We start from the raw sequence: 20,487 nt of genomic DNA on the forward strand, positions 1-20,487 counted from the left end.
GCAGAATGTTATGAGTACAAAGCACCCTCCCAAAAGCCGCTTCATGATGGAAGTTTGGCGCAGTTTTTATCGTGAATGCAGACGCATCTCTCATAGTCGTTGGGATATGTTTGGTGTATTTGGTATTCCTTTGCTGGTGACGGTGTTATTTGGCAGCATGTTCATTCACACCAAAGCTGAGCACCTGCCGATCATGATCATCGACCGTGACCACAGTGAACTTAGCGCCACCATCATTCACCACGCGCGTGCTAATCAGCAACTGGAAGTCATTGCTGTCATGAACGATCAAGCTGCAGTCGAACAGGCGATCAACACCCTTGAGATCGGCGGCTATCTATATATTCCGCATCATGCCCAATATCATCTGGTCAATGGTGAGGATCCCCAAATTCAGCTGGTCTATAACCAAGCCTTATACAGCATGGCCGCCGGAATCAGTACTGCGCTAAGATCAGCGGTACTCTCAGGCATGCAAGCATTTATAAGTGAGTCTTATCTCATCAATACCTTGCCCAAATTTGAAGTGCCATTACCGACGATTAAGACCGAGGTGCTGTTTAATCCAAGCTTGAGTTATGAACTATTTTTATCGCCCTTTGTGCTCACCGCCGTGCTACATCTGCTGCTAAGCTGCCAAGTGGCTTATGCTGTCGGGATCGAGTTTGCTGATGATACGATCAGCTCATGGTTAACGAAGGCGCCGATGGCAGCACTGATTGGTAAAATCATGCCATATCTGCTGAGCATCTGTCTTTGGACATGGCTGTGGCTAATGTGGATGGTGTGGGTTCGAGATTATGCTGTGATGGGCAGCATCGGCTGGCTGCTGTCTGGGCAAGTGGTGTTTTATTTGGCTTATGCTTTTTTTGGTGCATTGATTGCCCTGGCGGTACGCAGTGCCAATAAAAGCTTTGGAATATTAGCGGTATATGGCGGCTCATCGATGAGCTTTGCAGGGGTGACGCTGCCTTTGAATAATGCCTCTGGCTTTACTCAGTTTTGGTCGCACATTTTGCCATTTAGCAGCTACGCCCAATTACAAACCCAAAGCTGGATCATTGCAAGCCCTTGGCAAGCAATGCTGCCTAATTTATTAAATTTATTGGTTTTTTTGATGCTATTTGTCGGATTGTGCATGCGATTACTCAAAAAAACGCGCGCCACATATCGCCTTATCGCCTGATGCTTATGATTGATCGTTTTCGATGCGCATTGATGCAGCTGTTATACGACTGCCTACAAGCGCTTAAGCTGATTTTTACAAATCGCTCCATTGCCTTGACGATGGTGCTGTCTGTTGGCTTTTATGGGTTTTTCTATCCTGCGGCATACCAAGCTGAGCATGTCGAGCACCTGCCATTGGTGATCGTCGATGCTGAGCAAAGTCCGCTGACCCACACCATCATTCAAAATACCGCAAACAGCCCAAACATCCACATTTACGATATCACCACAAGCTTTCCAGAGGCCATGTACCAAGTAAAAATGGGGCGAGCTGATGGCATCTTATACCTGCCTGATAATCTTAGCCAAAGCATTCACCATCAGGACACAGGCGGCATTGGTTTGTATTTAAGCGGCGCGTATTTATTAAAAACTCAAACCATCGGTAAGGGCTTGGTCAGCAGCCTTAAGCAGACTTTGATCAGTGAAATAGAAAAATATCGTGAAATCAGTCACTTTCATCTGCCGCCGCCGATTCATGAACAGCCCTTATTTAACACCACTGCAGGTTATGGCAGCTATGTTTTTCCTGCGGTTGCCCCTTTGATCGTGCATCAGACACTGCTGCTGGGCGTCGGGATGTTACTGATGGAATATCGCAGACGATGGCTGCGCTTGACTACTAGTCGCTTTTTGGCGATCTATGTGGTTTCAGGGATCATTGGCTGTTTGTCTTGTTGGTTTTTGTTTGGGTTTGTGTATTGGCATAATGATTATCCCAGAGGGGGTAATTTTTGGGGCATGATGTTTGCGACGCCGATTTTTGTCGGTGCGGTGATTTCGCTGTCTTTGGTCATCAGTTCTTATTTTGATCGTGCCGAACGCGTTGGGCAGATGTTGATTTTCTCATCAATACCTTTATTTTTATTATCTGGCCTTGCCTATCCGATGTTGGCGATGCCTGATTGGCTGACCAAGATCGCTTGGCTGCTACCCAGCACACACGGCATTCAAAGCTTTATTCAGCTAAATCAAATGGGCGTTCCCACCCATCTGATCTTAGCCAAGCTATATTATCTGATGGCAGTGATGCTGCTTTTGGGTACTTTGGCTTATTGGCGCTTGGTGCTAAAACCCATCAAAGCTTAATCATAAAAAAACCAACCGCCTACTGATGTAAACGGTTGGTTTGTTGGATGATGAATTAGCTATAGCGCAATTTGTTAAACGCAAATTTATCATCCACCCACTCAACGCTGATGACATCACCTGCGACAAACTCGCCAGACAGTAGCAGCTGTGCCAATGGGTTTTCGATTTCTTGCTGAATGGCTCGCTTGAGTGGTCGCGCGCCAAATACAGGATCATAACCAATCTCTACCAAATGCGTCATCGCATCATCACTCATTACAAGCCCCAGTTCACGCTCTTTTAGGCGAGCACGCAAGCGATCCAGCTGAATCTCAGCAATGCCTGCCATCTGCGCTTGTCCTAAGCTATGAAATACGACAATCTCATCGATACGGTTGATAAACTCTGGTCTAAAATGACCATTCACCGATGCCATCACCGCCGATTTGATGGTGTCATAATCATCGCCTGCCATCTCTTGGATTGCATGACTACCAAGGTTACTGGTCATGATGATGACGGTGTTTTTGAAATTCACCACTCGACCTTGACTATCGGTCAATCGACCATCGTCCAGCACCTGCAATAGGATATTGAACACATCAGGATGTGCCTTTTCAACTTCGTCAAACAGCACTACGCTATATGGCTTACGGCGAACCGCTTCGGTCAACACACCACCTTCTTCATAGCCAACATAGCCAGGAGGCGCACCAACCAGACGGCTGACACTGTGTTTTTCCATAAACTCACTCATATCAATCCGCACCAGCGCATCTTCAGAGTCGAACAAGAAATTCGCCAGTGCCTTGGTCAGTTCGGTCTTACCCACACCTGTCGGACCCAGGAACAAGAAAGAACCGCTTGGTTTATTCGGGTCAGACAGCCCCGAACGGCTACGGCGGACGGCATTTGCCACGGCGGTGACCGCTTCGTTTTGACTAATGACACGCTCATGCAGGATGTCTTCCATCGCAAGCAGCTTATTACGCTCGCCTTGGAGCATCTTGGCGACTGGAATGCCTGTCGCTGCCGATACCACTTCTGCGATTTCGTTATCAGTCACCTTGTTACGCAAAAGCTTTGGCGCATTGTCTTCGCCATCATCACCCTGAGCTTCAAGTGCTTTTTCAAGCTCAATAATCTCACCATATTGTAGCTGTGATGCTCGTGCATAGTCACCTTCACGCAGTGCCTTATCCAGTGCGATACGCGCATTATCCAGCTTGGCTTGTAGCTGTTTGCTGTTTTCGACACCTGCTTTTTCAGTTTTCCAGACTTCTTCAAGCTCGCTGTATTCTTTTTGAGCATCATCGATTTGAGCGGTCAATGATTTCACCTGTGCTTTTGCACCAGCATCATCTTCATTTTTGACCGCTTCTAGCTGCATCTTGAGTGCAATGATACGACGATCCAGCTTATCTAGGCTTTCAGGCTTGGAATCCAGCTCCATCTTGATACGACTTGCCGCTTCATCAATCAAATCAATCGCCTTATCAGGCAGCTGACGATCGGTGATGTAGCGATGGCTCATCTTGGCAGCTGCGATGATGGCAGAGTCCATGATTTTTACGCCATGATGTAGCTCATAACGCTCTTTGAGTCCACGCAAAATGGCAATGGTATCTTCGACACTTGGCTCATCGACGAGCACTTTTTGGAATCGACGCTCAAGCGCTGGGTCTTTTTCGATGTATTGGCGGTATTCATCCAAAGTCGTCGCACCCACACAGCGTAACTCGCCACGAGCCAAAGCAGGTTTTAGCATATTGCCCGCATCCATCGCACCACTGGTTTTGCCTGCACCGACCATGGTATGTAGCTCGTCGATGAACAAAATGACATTGCCGTCTTGTTTGGCAAGCTCATTCAGCACGGCTTTTAGGCGTTCTTCAAATTCGCCATGATATTTCGCCCCTGCGATCAGTGAGCCCATATCCAGTGATAGCACGGTCTTATTACGCAGGCTCTCAGGCACTTCACCATTGACGATACGCTGAGCAAGCCCTTCGACGATGGCAGTCTTGCCCACGCCTGCTTCACCGATGAGCACAGGATTATTTTTGGTGCGGCGAGATAGCACCTGCACGGTACGACGGATTTCATCATCACGACCGATGACAGGGTCAAGCTTGCCTTGTAAGGCACGATCGGTCAGATTGATGGTGTATTTATCTAGGGCTTGTCGGTTTTGTTCGCTGTTTTGATTATTCACGGTTTGATCTCCACGGATTTTTGTAATGATGTTTTGTAAAGTCTCGGCGGTAATGCCTGCTGATGCCAATGCTTTATGCGTGCTTTTTTCTTCAAATAACGCAAGCAGCAACCATTCGACCGCCACATACTCATCACTAGCTTTATTGGCAAACTGCTCAGTCGCTTGTAGCACTCGGGCGGTATCGGGCGCCAATCCTATCTGAGCAGGTGGTGTCGTTGCCACTGCCAAATGCGACAGCAAAGTCTCACTTTGCTCTTGTAAGGTCTGTACAGCCGCTCCACTCGCTGTCAGTATCGATACCGCAGTTTCGTTCTGAATCAATACTGACAATAAATGTGCAGGGCTGATGGCGGTATGCTTTCGACTAATGGCAAGCTCATTAGCTTTACGGATGATATCTTGTAAGGTGCGTGTATATTTATCAAAGTTCATATTATTATCCTTTTTTGATGATTTATAAGCAGATAGCTTAAGATTAGTTAAACATAACTGCTAGATAAATCATGTATTGCATTGTTAGTCAATATATGGTAGATACTTGTGTATTTTTCAATAGTTTATAAAAGTTATCCACAATTTTTCTTATAAGTTATTGATTAATATGTATTTATAATAATAAAAATTTTAGGCTTGATTTTTTAAAATTTCGCCCCATAAGCTCATGCTTGATGGCTTTGGTGCTTTATGCTTAATAATAAAAAAGGGCATGCGCTTGGCCTGCCCTTTAATTTGCTGTGGGTATCAATCAAACACCACCGTCTTGGCACCATCGATGATGATGCGATCTTCTAGATGCCATTTGACCGCTCGTGCCAGTACATCACGCTCGATATCACGCCCCAATTCTCGCAAATCACTCACGCTAAAACCATGACTGACACGCTCTACGCCCTGCTCGATGATTGGCCCTTGGTCAAGCTCACTGGTGACATAATGTGCCGTCGCTCCAATCAGCTTTACCCCTTTGTCAAAGGCTTGTTTATAGGGATTTGCACCCACAAACGCCGGCAAGAATGAATGATGGATATTGATGATTTTGCCCTGCCACAGATCCACAAACTCAGGGCTTAGAATCTGCATATAGCGCGCCAGTACCAAAAGATCGTTATTTTTCATCACTTCGTGAATCTGATCATACGCCGCCTGTTTATTTTGCTTATCCACAGGAATATGTACAAACTCAATGCCAAACGACTCCACCGACGCGCGCAAATCTTCATGGTTTGAGACCACTTGTGTGATTTGACAAGGCAATGTGCCACGGCTATATCGCCAAAGCAGTTCAAGCAAGGCATGATCTTCTTTGGAAACTAAGATGCCAACCTTTTTAAGATCGCGATTACAGTTAAGTTGCCAAGTCATGTTATATTTGGTCGCGACATTGGCAGCAAAAGTCGCCATCATTGCATCTTTTTTGATGGCAAGTCCATCCAAGTGAAACTCCACTCGCATAAAATACTTGCCGCCATAAGCTTCGGTGGTATGCTGATCTAGCGAAATGATGTTCGCCCCTTGGTGGTACAAAAACCCCGATACCGCCTGCACGATACCTGATTGATCCTCACAAGTCACCAATAGGCGAGCCACTTCGCTTTCACAGCCTTCACAATTACTCATAATCTTACTCTTTATATTTTATAAAATAAAAGGACATCTATTCGTATAAATGTCCTTTTTTGATCATTCAATCACACAAGTCCAGTCACTTAGCCAAGGATTAGGCTATCGTCTTCGACTTTTTCGCCACGAGTTTTTTCAAACATATTTAATAGATCCTGCACCGTCATACCACGGCGTTCATCACCCGATACATCCAGCACCACTTGACCTTGGTGAAGCATCACAGTGCGAGTGCCGTGTGTCAAGGCTTGTTGCATGGAGTGCGTCACCATCATCGTGGTCAATTTGCCATCACCGACAATTTTATCGGTCAATTCAAGCACAAAGGCAGCTGTCTTTGGATCGAGCGCAGCGGTATGCTCATCAAGCAGTAGGATCTTGGATGGTTGTAGACTTGCCATCAACAGACTCACCGCTTGACGCTGACCGCCAGAGAGCAGCCCCATGCGATCGGTTAGGCGATTTTCTAGACCTAGCTTTAGGATTGAGAGTTTTTCGCGGAATAACTCACGGTTTTTGGCATTCAAAGCACCGCCCAAGCCACGACTACCGCCACGCTTATATGCCAATGCCATATTCTCTTCGATGGTCAACGCTTCACAAGTACCCGCCATCGGATCTTGGAACACACGAGCGACGTGTTTGGCGCGTTTATGTGTCCCTTGGCGAGTAACGTCAATACCATTTAACAAAATACTGCCACTATCAACACGCACCGCCCCACTAATGGCGTTCAAAAATGTGGATTTGCCCGCCCCATTTGTGCCGATGACAGTAACAAATTCACCTTCTTTGATGTTTAGGCTAATCCCACGCAAGGCAGGATTTTCAATCGGAGTACCTGCGTTAAACGTTAGGCGTAAATCAGTTGCCTGCATCATTTTGAGCTACTCCCTAGTTGTTGTTTTAGTTTTCTTTTACCCATGAATTTATGCTTATGCCCAGATAGTACCAACAGCACAATGACCAACAAGGCGGTAACAAGGTTCAAATCCTGCGACCTAAAGCCAATCTCACGCAACAAATCGCTAGACATAGCAAGCTGCACAAAGAATTTATAGACAATAGAGCCTAGCACCACCGACAAGGTAATCCAAAAAATGCGCTTAGCGGTCAAAATCGTCTCACCCAAAATCACCGCTACCAAGCCCACCACAATCGTCCCAATACCCATAGACACATCAGAAAAACCTTGCGTTTGGACAAACAACGCCCCAGACAAAGCAATCAAGCCGTTTGAGATTGCCATACCTAGGATAATCATCCACGACGTATTAATGCCTTGAGCTTGTGCCATGCGTAGGTTTGAGCCTGTGGCACGCATCGCAAGACCTGTCTCGGTACTAAAGAACCAATCTAATAACAACTTGACAAGTACCACCACGCCTGCTACAACTGCAATTTTTGCCCAAGTAGAATTTGCACCTAACGTATGAAAAATCGTCGGCTCGCCTAGCAATGGCAAATTGGGCTTGTTCATCACTCGCAAATTGACCGACCACAATGCCGTCATCACCAAAATTCCAGCCAGCAAATGCAAAATACCCAGTTTGACGTGCAGCCAAGCGGTCGTTACTCCTGCCGCCATACCTGCCAATAGCCCAAAAAGACACGCCACCCAAGGGTTAAAGCCTGCGATAATCGCTACACCTGCTACCGCCCCACCCAAAGGAAAGCTGCCATCAGCCGTCAAATCTGGAAAATCCAAAATACGAAACGAAATCAGCACACCCAGTGCCATCAAAGCATAAATCAGACCGCTTTCTAGCGCCCCAAAAAAGGCTATCATATTCATGCGCGATACTCGCCAAAAATCAAAACACCTATTATATCAAAATCCGTGTCTTGAAAGAAATAAATTATAAATCAAAACCCAAGCCAATGGATGCACTTGGGTTTGAGTAGGTTGTCCAATCATGAACGATCAGACCAAAAAACAGTAGCAGATTACTCAACCACTTTGGCAGCACGATCAAGAACAGCTTGTGGCAAAGTGACACCTTGCTCGGCTGCGTGTTTTTTGCTGACATATAGGTCAAGATTTTGTGAAATATACACAGGGATGGTATCTGGCTTCTCGCCTTTTAGCACACGCGCGATGATCTTACCAGACTCTTTACCAAGGTCTGTGTAGTTCACACCAAGTGCCGCCACTGCACCACGCTCAACAGTACTGGTATCTGCTGAAATCAGTGGGATTTTTGCGCTTTTTGCCACTTGGTACAGTGCTTCATAGGCATTGATGACATTATTGTCGGTCGAAGTATAAATCACATCCACTTTACCCACCAAAGCATTGGCAGCTTGAGTGATGTCGCTTGATTTTTGGGCTGGTGATTCGATGACATTGATGCCAAGCGGTGCCAGTTTTTCTTTCAGATTTTTTAGTACGACAGTTGAGTTGACTTCGCCTGGGCTATAGACATAGCCGACATTTTTGACATTTGGAATCAGCTCACGAATCAGCTCAATCTGCGGCTCATATGGTAGTACATCCGATGCACCAGTGACATTATTGCCTGATTTTTCTAGGCTTGTGACCAATTTGGCTTCTACAGGATCGGTCACTGCTGAGAACACCACAGGGATGGTGGTGGTGGCTGATGCCACAGCTTGGGCTGACGGAGTCGCGATGGCATAGATCACATCAGGGTTTTCTGAAGCAAACTGTTTAGCAATCTGACCTGCTGTACCCATATTGCCCTGTGCTGATTGGAAATTGACGGTCAGATTTTCACCTTCTTTAAAGCCTTCGGCAGCAAGCTGCTCGATCGCACCAGCACGCGCTGCATCCAGTGCAGGATGTTCAACAATGGCAGTGATGGCCAAAGTCTTGGTTTCGGTGGCAGGTGCGGCAGCTGCATTGTCAGCTGACTTATCGCCACCACAAGCAGCCAAAGTCAAAGCAGCTAAGCTTGCCCAAAGGGTGGTTTTTAAAAACTTGGTTGTCATGCTAAACTCCTGTCATGCAAATGATAAAGCCCAAAAAAAACTATACAAATTCTAACACAGCGTTAACTCACTTGCCAAGCATTTTGGGTAAGATTTTTTCACATTTGTTAACAATAATCCACTGTACGCGATCCTGTGCCAGCGCTTAACCACAGCGAACACAGAATCGTGCAAAGTAATGGATTATTTGCTGTGCTGGCGTGATGGCGTGGTATCAACATTGATGCTGTCACCCAAAGTGGTCAGATCCACCGTCACACCTTGCTCGGCTGCGTGTTTTGGGCTAATAAACAGCGTCAGAGTATTCATCACCTGCGGGCTGATCTCGCTTGGCGCTTTGCCATCTAATACATCCGCGACGATCTTGGCGGTCGTCAAGCCAAAATCATAATCATTCACGCCCAACGCTGCTGTCGCACCACGGCGCACCGAGAACTCATCGGATGTGATCACAGGGACTTTAAGCTCATTGGCAGCTTGCACCATCGCTTCCATCGCTGAGGCCACGCCATTATCCAGTGAAGTATAAATCAAATCCACTTTACCTGCCAATGAACGCGTCGCATCCGCCACATCGCTTGAACGGTTGGCAGGGACTTCCACCAAAGTCATGCCGTATTTTGGCAACAGCTTGGCAAGCTCATCTTTAACAGCCACAGAATTGGCCTCACCTGGGCTATAGACGAAACCGATGCGCTTGGCCTCAGGCTTAATTTTGGTAAATAATTCCACCTGTGGCTCAAGCGGCAGCTGACTGGACAGACCGGTGATGTTCGCTTGTGTACCCTGATTATTCTCATCAATCAATTTGGCGGCCACAGGATCTGACACCGCGGTATAAATCAAGGGAATGCTGGTGGTTGCTGCTGCCAGTGACTGAGCGCTTGGCGTGGTGATACCGACGATGGCATCAGGATTATCAGCGACAAACTGCTTGGCAATCTGACCGACGGTGGCCATAGAGCCTTGAGCAGATTGGAAATTCACCGTCAGATTTTGACCCTCTTTATAACCCAAACTTGCCAAACCATCAATCACACCCAAACGGATGTCATCGAGTGACGGATGCTCAACGATGGCAGTGATGGCAATGGTTTTGGCAGGTTTTTGTGCAGTTTCTGCGACTTCAGCTGGTGCGCTGTTGGTAGGCTCGCTGCTGGTTTGGGTGGTGGTATTTTGACCGCAGCCGACCAATGCCGCTGCTGCCAACATAGGCATGACATACGCAGGCATCACTTGAGCAAATTTATTGCGTGCAAGATTCATCTCAATTCTCCAAAATTATCAATTTATAAATGCGTCATCAGCAACGATGATGGCTTTGATTGTAACATAAAATAAACGCGATGGATACCATTTTGAAATATTAATAAATATAAATTTTTTGATTAAAATTTATATAAAAAAAGCCTTTTTAGAAAAGGCTTTTATAAAGTAATCAAGCTTTGATGACTCATCTATCAGCGCATCAATAAGTCTCATTTGACTCGACGATGGTGATGCTAGAGTCGCCCTCAGGTGCAGCAGGCGCTGGTGCAGCCTCTTCACGGCTTGGCGCAGGCGTTGGCGCTGGCTCTGGCGCTGGGCGAGCTTGGTCTGCGGTAGCTCGGTTGGTTGGTGTATTGGTGCTTGGCGTCACAGTGCGCACAGTTTGGCGCTCTTGCGTGCTTGTGCTTGGGGTTCTGGTGGTATTGGTGGTCGGTTGGTTATTGGTTGTTGGGCGCTCAATGCGCGATGTCACTGCAGGTGCGCGTTGCTGCGGGGCAGCGCTTGGCACGGTCTCATCAGTAGGCAGTGTCTCAGCTTGGCGTTCGATCACCTGCGGACGCGTCGCCCCAGTCACAGGCGCCATCTGCGGCAAAGTATCGGCCGACGCCACCAAAATATCAGCAACCAGACGGATGGCATTGTGATTGCTGGCATACATGACGATGTCGCCATTGACCATCTGATAAGTGACTTGCTTGGCAATGATGGTGCCATTATTCAGCTCTACTTGATCTTGATTGGCACGCTGAAGCAATGTTGCACCCGATCTGGCAAAAGCATACTCTGCTGCCACCACATCCTCTGGATTTGGGGTAATGAGTACATCGACCATGCAGCTGTCAGCAAAGTTGGTGGCATTTTGGGTATCGATGCGCACATTATTCAGCTGCTGACCGAAAGCATTTTGGATGGATAGCGCTTGCTCAGGCTCGATGCCGACCATCTGATTCATCGCTGCGCTTAAGATGGCATCTTTGATGGCAACATCCAAGCGCACTTTTAGCGCTGGATCTTCACAGATGGCGTCAAGCTCTTGTACCACAGGTTCGGCCACGACCACATCGGCGTCATCGCGATTATCCTTGCTACAGCCAATCAAAGCCAAAAGTGCCAATGTTGGCATGCTCATCAATTTTAGGGTAGATTGTTTCATAAATTTGCTCATCAATGCGATCTGTTAAGGCAGCCAACTCAAAGCCACATGCGCTGCAACTTGCGCACTGCATTCAAGCACCGTATTATCTGTGCTATAATGAGGGTTTGGCGAAAATGGCTTATTATAGCATAAGTTTGACTTGACGCCATAGCACAAGCCATCCAAATGCCGCGTGCAGCAGCGATGGATACACTTATTCGTTTAATATTTACAAATCATTAACATGACAGCATCCATCACTGACCGAAATTTTGATCCCATCGCTGACCACTTCGCCAAAAAAGTCTATGGCGGACTCAAAGGTCGCATCCGCTTGGCGGTACTCACTCAAGACATCACGGATGCCATCACAGGGCTTGGCCAAACGCTCGGCAGACCGCTACGAGTGCTCGACGTCGGCGCAGGGCTTGCGCAGATCAGCCTTGAGCTTGCCAAAAATCATCATGTTACTATCAATGACATCTCGGTCAATATGCTTGATAAAGCCAAAGACAGTGCAGCACAGATGGCCATCAATCCTGACAATCTGCGCTTTATTGCTTGCCCTTATCAAGACTTACCGACGCATCTTGGCGATGAGAAATTTGATTTAATTCTTTGTCATGCGGTGCTTGAGTGGCTGGGTGAGCCTGAAGCGATTATGGCGTTTTTTGATCAGTATTTGGCGGATGGTGGTGCATTGTCGCTGTGCTTTTATAACCCAGCCAGTCTTATTTATCGCAATCTGGTGATGGGGAATTTTTATCAGCTAGATACACCACGCCCTGCCGATGATAAGAGTCTGACGCCCAATCACCCTGTTGCCCCCGAAGTGGTCGAGTCTTGGCTGACGCATCATGGCTACACCATCACCATTCGCTCGGGCATTCGTGTATTCTCAGATTATGCACCGCTCAAGCGTGGCGGACTCAACAACCCTGATGATATCGTCGTGATGGAGCTACGCTATGCAAGGCAGATGCCATTTCGCCTGATGGGTCGGTATTTGCATCTCATTGGAGTCAAGCATGACAACCAATAACCGCACACTACTCATCGGCTCGCTACAGGTCATCATGGCAGGGATTTGTTGGGGGACTTTGGGGATTTTTTCGACACAGCTTGGCAAACTTGGACTGGATAGCTTTGCCATCACCACACTTCGCATCGTGACCGCAGGGGCGATGGTGCTTGTACTATTGCCAAGCTTGTATCGCACCTTTTTATCCATGCGCACCAAAGAGTGGTTTAGTCTGATGACACAATCACTCATCGGCGTACTTGGGATGACTTTGTGTTATTTTTATGCGGTGAGTCAGGTGGGTGTGAGTATGGCGGTGGCGCTACTTTATACCGCACCTGTGTTTAGCCTTGTGCTTGCCAAGCTTATCCTAGGGGAACAGATTTCGGTCAAATCTGCCCTGCTTGCCATCGTTGCCGTTATCGGTGTGGCGTGCTTAATGGCGGGCGATAAATTTAGCCTAAATATGGGCGTGATAGTCGGTCTATTATCTGGGCTATGCTATTCACTGTACGGCATTCTGGGCAAAAAAGCCATGTCGTTCAATCACTCAACACAGATGGTGTTTTTTAGCTCGGTGGCATTTAGCGCGATTGCACTGCTCTTTTTACCGCAAACTTTTGCCACTTATCAGGCCTTATCCAGCTTACCGATACAGGCATGGGCTTATGTCGTTGGGCTTAGTCTGGTTGGCACGATTGCACCGTTTTTTCTATATATGACTGCACTGAACAAACTGCCTGCCACGACGGCATCAGTCTTTACCATCATTGAGCCTTTGACGGCGATTATCTTGGCGATTGTGCTTTTGGGTCAGCCACTACTACCCTTACAGATGGTTGGTGTGGCACTGATTATTGGTGCGACTTTGGCAAATGCCTTGACGCGCCGCTGATGGCTTTGTTGCTCTATCAAGCAAGTCATCAGCAATCGGCCAAATTAATCCAGCCATCGACCCAGTAGTGCATTGACCGCTGATTCGGTGCGTAGAATGCGACTACCTAGGCTAACAGCCTGCACGCCGACGCTTTGCAGCAGCTCAATTTCATAGGGTATAAAGCCACCTTCGGCACCGACGATCAGCACACTTGGCAATCCTGTCTGCACCGCCACCCCAAAACTTGTATCCGCATAAGGATGTGCTACCAATGCTTTGGTATCGCCAATAATGGTAGGTAGCTCGTCTTGCACAAAAGGCTTAAACCTTTTTGCCATCACAATCTCTGGCGGCACGGTATCAATGCCTTGCTGTAGTCCTTCGATGATATATTCATCAATTTTATTTAATAATGGCGAACTCCAATAGGATTTGTCGGTGCGGTAGCTATTGATGAGTATGATACGATCGACGCCCATCGCTGTCATGTCCATCACAAGACGGCGCAGCACCTTAGGACGGGGCAATGCCAATATGACAGTAAGATTCAGCTTCGGTGGTGGTGATTTATCTAGACTAAGTCCACCTAAACAGATACTATCATCATCCATCTTTGTGATGGTGGCTGTACCGATCAGTCCATGAAGGCATCCGACCTTTAGGGTATCGCCCATGCCTACACCGAGTACCGTTCGGATATGCGTGATGACTGCCTTGTCATCTATATATGCCTGATCGCCTGTGATGCTATTTGGGCTTAATAAGATAATATTCATAACCCACGCCCATCCTGCGTGTGATGTAGCACGCTGATAATCTGCTCAAGCTGATGTGTCAGTGCTGATTGTTTGGCATTGACAAACTGCTTGCCCTGCTCACCATTCCAGCGATAGATATAAGTCTGTACCAACGCTTCGGTAAGCTTATCCGCCACTTGTGCATCTGTAGCGTCCAATTGTGCCAGTGCACCCACTTTGCGTAGCTCTTTGGTCAATAGATGGCAATTATCATCATAACTACCCATGATAATCGGCTTACCAAGACTTGCTGGCTCAATCGGATTGTGCCCACCCACAGGCACAAATGAGCCACCAACCACTGCCACATCACACAACTGATACCACGCCATCAGTTCACCCATCGTGTCCGCCAGATACACCTGCGTCTGGGCAGTAATAGCATCATTTGCCGAGCGTCTGGCAGTCACAAATCCCATCTCAAGACACAGCTGATGCACCGCATCAAAACGCTCAGGATGGCGTGGCACTAGTATCAATAACGCATGATTCAGCTTAGGATGTGCCATCAGCCCTTGATGTGCCAACAAAGCAAGTCGCTCTTCGCCATCATGCGTGCTTGCCATCGTCCACACCGCTCGCCTGCCTGCGGTATGAATCACATCCGCTGTCGTCTGGGCAAGCTGTTGATTGGTAGGCGTCAGACCGCTTTGACTGACCCATTTGAGCGAATCAATCACCACAACCTGCGTATCACTCGCCCCAAGTGCCAAAAACCGCTTGGCAGAGTCGCCATCTTGGGCGATGATTTTATCCAAATTTGCCATCATGCTCTGACTAACCTTAGTGATTTTGGCATAGCCTTGATAGGACTTTTCGCTCAGTCTGGCATTGATCATCAGACTTGCAATGCCACGAGTTTTGCAGGCGTACAGCGTATTTGCCCACAATTCGGTTTCGATAAATAGCACCGCCACTGGATTGACATGAGCCATAAATCGCTCAATCACAGGCAAGGTATCAACTGGCACAAAGCTATGCGACACCCGTGACTGCTCAATCTCATCGGCGAATAATCGACTCGCGCGCTCAAAGCCTGTCTGCGTGGTACTGCTAATCCATAAACCAAAGCCAGCATCAAGCAGTTTTTTGAGTAGTGGATAGGCAGTATTTAGCTCACCCAATGACACAGCATGGCACCAAATCACCCCTTTGTCCGTCTTTGGCACAGGCAGATACTGCTCACCAAATCGCTCAGCAAGCTCACGAGATAGCGTCAATCTATGACGAGATTTTTTCTTGACCATCATCCGATAGATGGGTGCAAGTAAACGCATCGCTAGGCGATAATATAAAGGCGGACGAACAGCTGTCATAAGTCTAGTCGGTTAAAAATTTTGCTTATTTTAGCATTTTTACTGGCGTTTTTGGCGATAAAAAAGACAGGCATATACCTGTCTTATCATCAGCCACACGCTTTTACTGCCCAACTGCCTTTGGGTCAGCGCCAAATCGATTCTCACCTCGAGTGCCTTCGGTGCATAACAAAATCAATAGCCAAATCCCACCAATGAGCGGCACCAGCGAAATCAAATACCACCAGCCAGATTTATCAATATCATGCAGACGGCGCACAGTCAGCGCAAGGATTGGCACAATCGTCGCCAAATAAAAAATCGATGCCACAAGCACAAAAAAGTACGACAAATATTCCGAAATCCAAAAGGTAATATTCATCAGCATCGACAAAATGACAGCGACAATAATATAGATGAGCATCGCTCCCCAGTACTCTTTGCGACGCGCACGACCATTGAAATTGGCAAAATTTTTGGTGACTGCTTGCACTGCATAATCCACAAAAGTCGCTGGCGTTTGTTTGCTGTTGATTTTGACCAAGCTGTTATTAATGTCAGTGGCAAATTTATTAAACGAATCACCAACCTTAGTACCAATCTCATCGAGCTTAACCGCTGTCTGACTCTGTGCAGGTACTGCATAGACATCAGGATAAATATCAATTGCCTTGTGCGCATCATCGATATTAAAATCCACATCTTGCCCCACTTTTGGCAAGCTTTGACCGTGCCACTGATCGGCATTGAACAAATAGCGTGTGCCATCACTGCTTAGAATCAGTCCACCGCCTTGCGTCACCGAAAAATCTAAAATCTTACCCTTCATCAGATACCCATCATTGTTTTAATCAGTTGTTTAATAAATAAATCATTATAACACTTTTTATAATTAACAACAATCATCCACGATACAAAAGCTAACAAGCAATAAAAAAGACAGGCATACACCTGTCTTTATTTGGGTCACAAACCCGATATCAGTCGTTTAGCATATTGCCCAAAAACTCAAGGACATTTTTGGATTTGGCTTTGGTTTGTAAGCTTTCAAGCTTTTGTTTAATCACGGTTTTTGGTTCGCTAGACAATGTCTGCCAACGAGCCAAAGCCGTCAATAGTCGAGCCGCTAGCAGCGGATTACTGCCATCGAGTCGCTCAACCGCTGATAGATACAGTGCCACACCTGCTTCGCTCCATAGCTGTACAGGCTTTGCCGCCAAATTGCTAAGCACGGCACGCACACGGTTTGGTGTATTCCAATCAAAATCATCACGAGCCATCAAGCCTGCAATCTCATCAATGCTGGTATGGCTTGATGATGTTTGGGCAGCAAACCAAGTATCAATCACCAAATCTTCATCGCTAAATCGACTATAAAAATCATCGATAAATGCTTGTTTTTGTTCAAGATTATGATGAATAATTGCTGTCAATGCACCCAATCGTTCACTCATGCATGATGCGTTTTTGTACTGCTCATACGCCAAAGCATCCGCACCGTCCACATCTGCCGTCAATGATAAGTCAAGCAGGACATTTTTTAGCAGGCGACGACCACGAGCATCTGGTGTATCGGCATAAGCTTCATTGCCCAGTGATGCGTACCAATCCGATACCACATCAGACAATGCCTGTGCAATCAGTGCTTTGAGCTGATCACGGCGTGCCTTGACCGCCACAGGGTCATAGTCGGTATCATACGCCATCGCAAGCTCTTTTTCGCTTGGCAAATCAAATAGACGCGCAGCCAGCATCGGATCAGTGTCTTTGAGCGTAGTGACAGCGGTTTTTAGTGCATCGGTCAAGATGGCAGCATCATCGCTATCGCCAAATAACCAACGATTCACCAAAGTTTGCAGGGCTTGCCATTGGTTAAAGCCTTCGGTCTCAAATGCCACTAGGCGTGCCAAATCTTCATCCGTATAATTAAAATCAAGCTTCACAGGTGCAGAGAAATTACGCAGCACCGACACCACAGGGTGCGCACCGTCACTTAGCTGGATACCATCAAAGACAAATTCATCTTGATCTTTGGTTAATAGTAGCATCTGATTTGCCAACATCTCACCTGTCACACTATCAAAAATCGCTGTATCCACAGGGATAGGCAATGCAATCGGCGCATCATAATTTGGCACATGGCGAGTGGCTTGGGTAAGACTCACCACCACTGTGTCACCATCAATGCGTGATGAGCCTGACAGCACAGGCGTACCTGGCTGACGATACCAAGGCATAAAGAGCGACACTCGCTCATCAGCGACAGATAAAGCAGACAAGAAATCTTCAACCGTCACCGCCATGCCATCATATCGGCGAAAATATTCATCGGTGCCTTGACGGAATTTTTCTTTACCCAATAAATTGGCAAGCATACGCACAATTTCTGCACCTTTTTCATAGATAGTCATGGTGTAAAAATTGTTAATCTCAACAAAGCTCTCTGGTCGGACAGGGTGTGCCAATGTGCCCGCATCTTCGGCAAACTGTGCCGAGCGTAGCAATGCCACATCTTCGATACGCTGCACCGCCTTTGAACGAAAATCCCCTGAGAAACTTTGGTCACGAAATACCGTAAAGCCTTCTTTTAGGCACAGCTGAAACCAGTCACGGCAGGTAATGCGGTTGCCTGTCCAGTTGTGGAAATACTCATGAGCAATCACTGATTTGACATTAAAACTACGCTCATCGCTTGTCGTCTCTGGGCTTGATAGTACACAGCTTGTGTTAAAGATATTCAGACCCTTATTTTCCATCGCCCCCATATTAAACTGGCTGGTCGCGACGATCATGTAGCGGTCAAGATCATAAGCACGACCATAATTATCTTCATCCCATTTCATCGCATCTTTGAGTGCCTGCATACCGACATGGCATTTATCAATATCATGCGCCGATGCATACACTTCCAATAAGACATCACGACCCTCGATGGTGGTGTAGCTGTCACTGAGCACCTCCAGATTGGCGATGACAGCAGCGAATAGATAGCTTGGTTTTTTGGTGGGATCATGCCAAATGGTAAAATGGCGATCATCACCGACATCACCCGATTCGATCAGATTGCCATTAGCAAGCAAGGTCTTAAAACGCTTGGGCGCTTCAAGCCGCGTGGTGTACTCTGTCAAGACATCAGGACGGTCAGGAAAATAGGTAATCTTGCGAAACCCTTCAGGCTCACACTGCGTCACAAACATCAGCTCATCACCTTGACCTGATTGATATAAGCCCTCAAGCGTGGTGTTGGTCTGTGGCGTGATACGCACCACCGTCTCAATGGTCAACTCATCGGCGACATCATGCAGTGTCAGACTTTCGTCATCGAGCGTGTACTCATCTGCTGACAACGCCTTGCCATTCACACAGATACTTTGTAACTCAAGCGATCGACCAAGCAGCACAAGCTTGCCATCATGTCGGCGACGCATCAAAAGCTTGCTATATACTGTGGCATACTCGTCAAATAGCTGAATGTCCAAATCCACTTTTGTGACATCAAAGCTTGGCGGCGTATAATCTTTTAGATAAATTTTGGTGGGTTGTTGGTTTGTCATCACATTACTCAACTGATCAAATAAAAATTACGCATCATACTACCAAAAATCAAGTGCGAATGAAAGCATCTCCAAGTTTGATGACTATATCGCTTATTATTTCATCGCATCAGGCATTGGACTCATGACCCGCCATTTTAAGCACAGTAATTTGTTTCACTTAGCGTAATAATTTGAAAAATGAATGCAAAAAGTTCTTGTAAAATTGTTGTAAATTTGTCATTATAGTCACATCCATGCAAATATTTGCATCATTTATATCAGATAATTACAAATAAAGGTGTTCTTATGTCACATCTTAAGCTTACCATCGCCTCTGCTGTATTGACTGCTTTGACCATCACCACAGGCTGTGCCAGCAAATCTGGCGGCGTTGTGGTCGCGCCAAATGCACCGACTGGCTACACCGGTCCTGTATATAACGCCAATGCTCCTTTGGTGGCTAACAGCGATGCTATTAAGGCCGCTGCTGCCAATCTGCCAAGTTTGGTGCATTTTGATTTTGATTCTGATGTCATCAAGCCAGAAGCCGCTGCCATCTTAGATACCCAAGCACAGTTTTTGAGTGCCAATCAGACTGCACGCGTACTGGTCGCTGGCCATACCGATGAGCGTGGTAGCCGTGAGTATAATATGTCACTGGGCGAGCGTCGTGCTGCTGCGGTGCGTAGCTATCTGCTTGGCAAAGGCGTCAATCAAGCCAATGTTGAGATCGTAAGCTTCGGTGAAGAGCGTCCGGTCGCTACAGGTTCAGGTGAAGAAGCATGGTCACAAAACCGCCGTGCTGAATTATCTTACTAATTAAGACCTCTGTAAAAAGCTCAAAGTTATTTGGGCTTTTTTATTGCCCAAATATCACCCAGCCATCGTTAACTCATGTCGATCATTCATACACCTTGGATACACTTGATCGGATCTGCGATCATCTCACATGCACGGATGACATCCGCCGATCCGTCATTGCAGTCTAAGGCTGTGCGTGCTTTGCTCGATGTTGTGCTAACACATCTTGATCAACAAGCACTATTAGATGAAAGCAGCTTTCCTTATCGACTGATGGCAAATGGCCATCATAGCTTTGTCAGCTTTAGTCACTCCAAAGACTGCGTGGCACTGATCATCAGTCCCTATCCGTGCGGCATCGATGTCGAGACTCGAGCGATTTCTCAAGCGGTGGCACAACGGTTTTTTGGTCAACATGAAAATTTAACCCTGCAATCTTATCCATCAGACACCCAAGCCGTCTATCGGCAAATCCTTTGGCAATTAAAAGAAGCTTGGATTAAGCTGCATGGCGGTACACTCACGCAAGGCATGGGCGTGGACTTTGGACAATATTTGACCGACATTAGTCCAACTCATAGCAGCCAAATAAAACTGAGTAATGGCCATCAAGCCTTTATCCATCCAAGCCTACAGTTATCAGCAATTTTTCGGTTGGATGCTTAAGG

17 protein-coding genes are annotated in these 20,487 nt (G+C 46.8%); 6 read left to right on the forward strand and 11 right to left on the reverse strand.

Annotated elements, in window-relative coordinates; translation table 11 throughout:
* Positions 1–10: 10 nt before the first annotated feature.
* Positions 11–1,186 carry an ABC transporter permease gene (locus AZ602_RS02355; protein WP_103033494.1) on the forward strand — a complete coding sequence of 392 codons (1,176 nt, stop codon included), beginning with the start codon at positions 11–13 and terminating at the stop codon, positions 1,184–1,186.
* Positions 1,187–1,218: 32 nt separating this feature from the next.
* Entirely contained in the window at positions 1,219–2,316 is a 1,098-nt protein-coding gene (locus AZ602_RS02360; protein WP_227525143.1) for an ABC transporter permease, read from the forward strand.
* A gap of 55 nt (positions 2,317–2,371) precedes the next feature.
* Here AZ602_RS02360 and clpB read toward each other — a convergent pair whose 3' ends face one another.
* The 7 genes from clpB to AZ602_RS02395 all read right to left on the reverse strand — a co-directional run bounded on the left by clpB (position 2,372) and on the right by AZ602_RS02395 (position 11,510).
* Positions 2,372–4,948, reverse strand: coding sequence for an ATP-dependent chaperone ClpB (clpB, locus tag AZ602_RS02365; RefSeq protein ID WP_103033495.1), 2,577 nt, complete (start codon positions 4,946–4,948; stop codon positions 2,372–2,374).
* Positions 4,949–5,257: 309 nt separating this feature from the next.
* The gene (gene purU, locus AZ602_RS02370) at positions 5,258–6,133 is read right to left on the reverse strand and encodes a formyltetrahydrofolate deformylase (RefSeq protein ID WP_078316735.1); all 876 of its coding nucleotides are present in this window, start codon (positions 6,131–6,133) and stop codon (positions 5,258–5,260) included.
* An 89-nt stretch (positions 6,134–6,222) separates the two neighbouring features.
* Positions 6,223–7,017 (reverse strand): ABC transporter ATP-binding protein, encoded by a 795-nt coding sequence (locus tag AZ602_RS02375; RefSeq protein WP_103033496.1) that lies wholly within the window; start codon positions 7,015–7,017, stop codon positions 6,223–6,225.
* On the reverse strand, positions 7,014–7,931 hold the full coding sequence (locus AZ602_RS02380) for an ABC transporter permease (protein WP_103033497.1): 918 nt from the start codon (positions 7,929–7,931) through the stop codon (positions 7,014–7,016). Before AZ602_RS02380 ends, AZ602_RS02375 begins: the two co-directional genes overlap by 4 nt.
* Before the next feature lie 152 nt (positions 7,932–8,083).
* Positions 8,084–9,088: an ABC transporter substrate-binding protein gene (locus AZ602_RS02385; RefSeq protein WP_103033498.1), complete on the reverse strand. Its 1,005-nt coding sequence runs from the start codon at positions 9,086–9,088 to the stop codon at positions 8,084–8,086.
* A 183-nt stretch (positions 9,089–9,271) separates the two neighbouring features.
* Entirely contained in the window at positions 9,272–10,354 is a 1,083-nt protein-coding gene (locus tag AZ602_RS02390) for an ABC transporter substrate-binding protein (protein ID WP_103033499.1), read from the reverse strand.
* Positions 10,355–10,556: 202 nt separating this feature from the next.
* Complete coding sequence (locus AZ602_RS02395; RefSeq protein ID WP_103033558.1) at positions 10,557–11,510, reverse strand: hypothetical protein; 954 nt, start codon at positions 11,508–11,510, stop codon at positions 10,557–10,559.
* 226 nt (positions 11,511–11,736) lie between these two features.
* Between AZ602_RS02395 and AZ602_RS02400 the strand changes: the two genes are divergently transcribed.
* Positions 11,737–12,534 (forward strand): methyltransferase domain-containing protein, encoded by a 798-nt coding sequence (locus AZ602_RS02400; RefSeq protein WP_103033500.1) that lies wholly within the window; start codon positions 11,737–11,739, stop codon positions 12,532–12,534.
* On the forward strand, positions 12,521–13,408 hold the full coding sequence (locus AZ602_RS02405; protein ID WP_103033501.1) for a DMT family transporter: 888 nt from the start codon (positions 12,521–12,523) through the stop codon (positions 13,406–13,408). Before AZ602_RS02400 ends, AZ602_RS02405 begins: the two co-directional genes overlap by 14 nt.
* 44 nt (positions 13,409–13,452) lie before the next feature.
* Here AZ602_RS02405 and AZ602_RS02410 read toward each other — a convergent pair whose 3' ends face one another.
* The 4 genes from AZ602_RS02410 to pepN all read right to left on the reverse strand — a co-directional run bounded on the left by AZ602_RS02410 (position 13,453) and on the right by pepN (position 19,036).
* Entirely contained in the window at positions 13,453–14,166 is a 714-nt protein-coding gene (locus tag AZ602_RS02410) for a 16S rRNA (uracil(1498)-N(3))-methyltransferase (RefSeq protein ID WP_103033502.1), read from the reverse strand.
* Positions 14,163–15,503, reverse strand: coding sequence for a 3-deoxy-D-manno-octulosonic acid transferase (locus AZ602_RS02415; RefSeq protein ID WP_103033503.1), 1,341 nt, complete (start codon positions 15,501–15,503; stop codon positions 14,163–14,165). The genes AZ602_RS02410 and AZ602_RS02415 overlap by 4 nt, the downstream gene beginning before the upstream one ends.
* A gap of 103 nt (positions 15,504–15,606) precedes the next feature.
* On the reverse strand, positions 15,607–16,311 hold the full coding sequence (locus tag AZ602_RS02420; protein ID WP_103033504.1) for a DUF805 domain-containing protein: 705 nt from the start codon (positions 16,309–16,311) through the stop codon (positions 15,607–15,609).
* Positions 16,312–16,462: 151 nt separating this feature from the next.
* The gene (gene pepN / locus AZ602_RS02425) at positions 16,463–19,036 is read right to left on the reverse strand and encodes an aminopeptidase N (RefSeq protein ID WP_103033505.1); all 2,574 of its coding nucleotides are present in this window, start codon (positions 19,034–19,036) and stop codon (positions 16,463–16,465) included.
* 288 nt (positions 19,037–19,324) lie between these two features.
* On the opposite strand from pepN, the gene pal reads away from it, so the two are divergent.
* On the forward strand, positions 19,325–19,837 hold the full coding sequence (gene pal, locus AZ602_RS02430) for a peptidoglycan-associated lipoprotein Pal (RefSeq protein WP_103033506.1): 513 nt from the start codon (positions 19,325–19,327) through the stop codon (positions 19,835–19,837).
* Between the two features lie 75 nt (positions 19,838–19,912).
* Entirely contained in the window at positions 19,913–20,485 is a 573-nt protein-coding gene (locus AZ602_RS02435; RefSeq protein WP_103033507.1) for a 4'-phosphopantetheinyl transferase superfamily protein, read from the forward strand.
* Positions 20,486–20,487 lie beyond the last annotated feature (2 nt).

Source organism: Moraxella sp. RCAD0137 (assembly GCF_002894025.1).
Classification (GTDB): domain Bacteria; phylum Pseudomonadota; class Gammaproteobacteria; order Pseudomonadales; family Moraxellaceae; genus Moraxella; species Moraxella porci.

Bases quoted from the DNA above. Each gene is read 5' to 3' on its own strand.
- AZ602_RS02355 (WP_103033494.1), top strand. From the start codon at position 11: ATGAGTACAAAGCACCCTCCCAAAAGCCGCTTCATGATGGAAGTTTGG.
- AZ602_RS02360 (WP_227525143.1), top strand. From the start codon at position 1,219: ATGCAGCTGTTATACGACTGCCTACAAGCGCTTAAGCTGATTTTTACA.
- clpB (WP_103033495.1), bottom strand. From the start codon at position 4,948: ATGAACTTTGATAAATATACACGCACCTTACAAGATATCATCCGTAAA.
- purU (WP_078316735.1), bottom strand. From the start codon at position 6,133: ATGAGTAATTGTGAAGGCTGTGAAAGCGAAGTGGCTCGCCTATTGGTG.
- AZ602_RS02375 (WP_103033496.1), bottom strand. From the start codon at position 7,017: ATGATGCAGGCAACTGATTTACGCCTAACGTTTAACGCAGGTACTCCG.
- AZ602_RS02380 (WP_103033497.1), bottom strand. From the start codon at position 7,931: ATGAATATGATAGCCTTTTTTGGGGCGCTAGAAAGCGGTCTGATTTAT.
- AZ602_RS02385 (WP_103033498.1), bottom strand. From the start codon at position 9,088: ATGACAACCAAGTTTTTAAAAACCACCCTTTGGGCAAGCTTAGCTGCT.
- AZ602_RS02390 (WP_103033499.1), bottom strand. From the start codon at position 10,354: ATGAATCTTGCACGCAATAAATTTGCTCAAGTGATGCCTGCGTATGTC.
- AZ602_RS02395 (WP_103033558.1), bottom strand. From the start codon at position 11,510: ATGAAACAATCTACCCTAAAATTGATGAGCATGCCAACATTGGCACTT.
- AZ602_RS02400 (WP_103033500.1), top strand. From the start codon at position 11,737: ATGACAGCATCCATCACTGACCGAAATTTTGATCCCATCGCTGACCAC.
- AZ602_RS02405 (WP_103033501.1), top strand. From the start codon at position 12,521: ATGACAACCAATAACCGCACACTACTCATCGGCTCGCTACAGGTCATC.
- AZ602_RS02410 (WP_103033502.1), bottom strand. From the start codon at position 14,166: ATGAATATTATCTTATTAAGCCCAAATAGCATCACAGGCGATCAGGCA.
- AZ602_RS02415 (WP_103033503.1), bottom strand. From the start codon at position 15,503: ATGACAGCTGTTCGTCCGCCTTTATATTATCGCCTAGCGATGCGTTTA.
- AZ602_RS02420 (WP_103033504.1), bottom strand. From the start codon at position 16,311: ATGAAGGGTAAGATTTTAGATTTTTCGGTGACGCAAGGCGGTGGACTG.
- pepN (WP_103033505.1), bottom strand. From the start codon at position 19,036: ATGACAAACCAACAACCCACCAAAATTTATCTAAAAGATTATACGCCG.
- pal (WP_103033506.1), top strand. From the start codon at position 19,325: ATGTCACATCTTAAGCTTACCATCGCCTCTGCTGTATTGACTGCTTTG.
- AZ602_RS02435 (WP_103033507.1), top strand. From the start codon at position 19,913: ATGTCGATCATTCATACACCTTGGATACACTTGATCGGATCTGCGATC.